The following is a 2,683-nucleotide window of genomic DNA, read 5'->3' as shown; positions in this document are numbered from 1 at the left end:
CGGTGCATTGCCATCGCGATCCCGCCCACGCACCTTGGCCAGCCGGGTCGCCGCCAGCCGTTCCTTGAGGCCACCGGCGGTGAGGCGCTCTCGGGTGACCCAGTTGCCGATCAGCGCCAGGTCCAGCTCTGGCTCGGCCTCCAGCACCTGCCTGGCGCCCCGCAGCTGGTCCTTGTAGTGATGCGGCACGCTATGGCGCAGCTTGTCACACAGCTGCCTATGCGACGTCAACTACTTTGGCCGCTTAGCGACAATTAAAATGACCGGTTGGATGAGGTAGTTGTCGTCAGCCTGACGACCCGATGTCTCCTCCTTGTAATTGACGCTGATAAGCCCGCTTCCTATAGCTCTCCCCGCTCAGCTCCATCAGCGTGGCGTGGTGCACCAGCCGATCGATGGCGGCCACCGCCATCATGCTGTCGGGGAAGATGCTGTCCCAGGCGCTGAACGGCTGGTTGGCAGTGATGATCAGGCTGGCCGACTCGTAACGGTGGGCAATCAGCTCGAACAGTACCGAGGTCTCGGCTTCGCTGCGTTTGACGTAGCCGATGTCGTCGATCACCAGCACGGCGTACTTGTCGAGCTTGATCAGGGCATCGCTCAGGCGCAGAGCTTGCTTGGCAGCCTGGAGCTCCTGGACCAGGCTCGATGCGGTGGCGTAGCGCACTCGGTAGCCCTGATCGACCAGCGCATGGCCGAGCCCGGCCGCCACATGGCTCTTGCCCACGCCAGAGGGCCCGAACAGCAGCAGGTTGTGGGCCTGGTCGACCCACTGGGCATCGCCCGCCAGGGTACTCAGCTGCCGGCGCTGCTCGGCGGCGAGTGCATCGAACTCGAAGGTTTCCAGCGTCTTGCCCGCCGGCAGCCGAGCCTCCTTGAGGTGACGGGCCAGTCGGCGCCGCTCACGCTCGGCCAGCTCGTGCTCGCACAGGGCAGCCAGCGTCTGTGGCAGACTCCAGCCTTCGGTCTGGGCGCGGGTCTCCAACTGGGACCAGCAGGCAGCCATGGTGGGCAGGCGGAGTTGCCGCAGTAGGAGCGGCAGAGTCTGGGCATCAGGCATGGCAGCGCACCTCCGTGACCATCGCACTGGGCAGCAGGTGGTCGTAGCTGGCGATCTCGTGCTGGGTCACCTTAGGGAACGGGATCGTGTCACTTGGTGTGGCCGCGAAGCGGGCCTGAAGCTCAGCCAGCGTCGGACTCCTACCCCGCTGCAACGCGCCCAGCCAGTAGGTGGCAATAGCCTCTGCCTGGTCCTGCTCGGCGGCCAGCGCCAGGGCACCGACGATGCGCTTGCAGGCCTCGGTGACCGGCCACTCGGCGGTCAGCCGGGTGTACAGCTCGCGCCAGTCCGCGCTCGGCAGCAGCTCGTCGCGGAACGTCAGCCCCGCCAGCGCCCGTGGCTTGCGGACCAGCCAGCCGATCACATGGCGGTAGTCGATGACCCGCAGGCGGCCACTTTCTGCCGTGGCATGCAAGCGCGTCAGCGTCAGCAGGACCTGCTGGGCGTGGTGCAGCACCAGGCGGTCGTCGTAGAGGTGGACACGCAGCCGCTCACCGATCAGCCGCGACGGCACCGAGTAGAGCACCCTGCGGACCTGGATGGTGCTGGAGGTGGTGACGCGCACCGTCAACTCGGTGTAGTCGGTCCCTGGCCGACTGGGCAGCGGCCGTAGGGCGCCACGCTCGACGGTGATGCGTGCCGCGTTGCGGCGGTTGATCGCAGCGACCACCTCATCGAGAAACGCCTGGTAGTCGTCAAGGCTGGCGAAGTCCGGGGAGCCGCGTAGCGCCAGGCGCTGCTGAAGGCGCCGCTTGAAGTGGCCATGCGGTGACTCGATGCTGGCATTCTCATGCCCGCGCCCCCGGTTGTTGCGGGTTGCCGTCATGCCGTAGTGAGTGCACAGAGCGGCATAACGCGCGGTGAGATCCGTTTCGACCTCTTTGCCCAGATTGCGGAAGGCCGCCGACAGGCTATCGGTACGGTGCTCCGCGGGGACCCCGCCGAGGCGCTCCAGCGCGCGGGTCAGGCCTTCGGCCAGCGCCGGGTAGCTCTCGCCGCCGAGCACCACGCGCACATAGCACCAGCCGCTGTACGCCAGGCGAAAGTGATAGAGCCGGTGATCGAGTGGATCCCCCGCCACGGTAATGACGATTCCCTTGAGCTCAGTGAAGTCAGAGAGGCCGCGCAGCCCAGGGCCGTGGGTCTGCGGAAACATCACCTCCTTGTCCGGGCCGTGCGCGGCTCGCCAGCCCTTGACCCGGCGCTGCAGGGTGCGCAGCAGGCTGTCCGGGTATTGACCGGGGTGCTGCTCCTGCAGCCACTCCAGTAGGGTCAGGGCCTGCAGGTCCGGGGTAGTCGCCAGTTGCGGGACGAGCGTCTCTTCCCACACCCCGGCAAAGGGGTCCGGACGGGTTCGCCAGTGGCGTGGCGCCGGCGGCTCAGGGGACTCGGCACGACGTTCAAGGCGTCGAGCGGTCCTGACGGAGAGGCCGGCCTTGGCGGCGGCAACCTCCTGGGTCTGGCCTTGTTGACGTTGCGACATGTAGATCGTGACCTGTTGGCTGGTGACCGCCATACCGGCTCCCTGGTGGGTCGGGACAAGCGGTCAAGCTTAGGGCAACCGGGTCGGGTAGACCGGGCGATTGCTCGTCCCGGCCCCCCTCAGATCCGGGCATGCGCGAT

At 67.1% G+C, this 2,683-nt stretch carries 2 protein-coding genes and 1 pseudogene; all 3 read right to left on the bottom strand.

Features of this window, described 5'->3' with window-relative positions:
• A pseudogene (locus FEF15_RS19005) lies at positions 1 to 231 on the bottom strand (hypothetical protein); the annotation flags it as partial.
• 55 nt (positions 232 to 286) lie between these two features.
• Entirely contained in the window at positions 287 to 1,060 is a 774-nt protein-coding gene (istB, locus tag FEF15_RS19000; protein WP_163561016.1) for an IS21-like element helper ATPase IstB, read from the bottom strand.
• The gene (gene istA / locus FEF15_RS18995) at positions 1,053 to 2,543 is read right to left on the bottom strand and encodes an IS21 family transposase (protein WP_163561018.1); all 1,491 of its coding nucleotides are present in this window, start codon (positions 2,541 to 2,543) and stop codon (positions 1,053 to 1,055) included. Before istA ends, istB begins: the two co-directional genes overlap by 8 nt.
• Between the last annotated feature and the right edge of the window lie 140 nt (positions 2,544 to 2,683).

Origin of the sequence: Halomonas sp. NO4, from assembly GCF_010994375.1 — a bacterium.
Classification (GTDB): domain Bacteria; phylum Pseudomonadota; class Gammaproteobacteria; order Pseudomonadales; family Halomonadaceae; genus Halomonas.
This window is presented reverse-complemented; position numbering and strand designations above follow the sequence as displayed.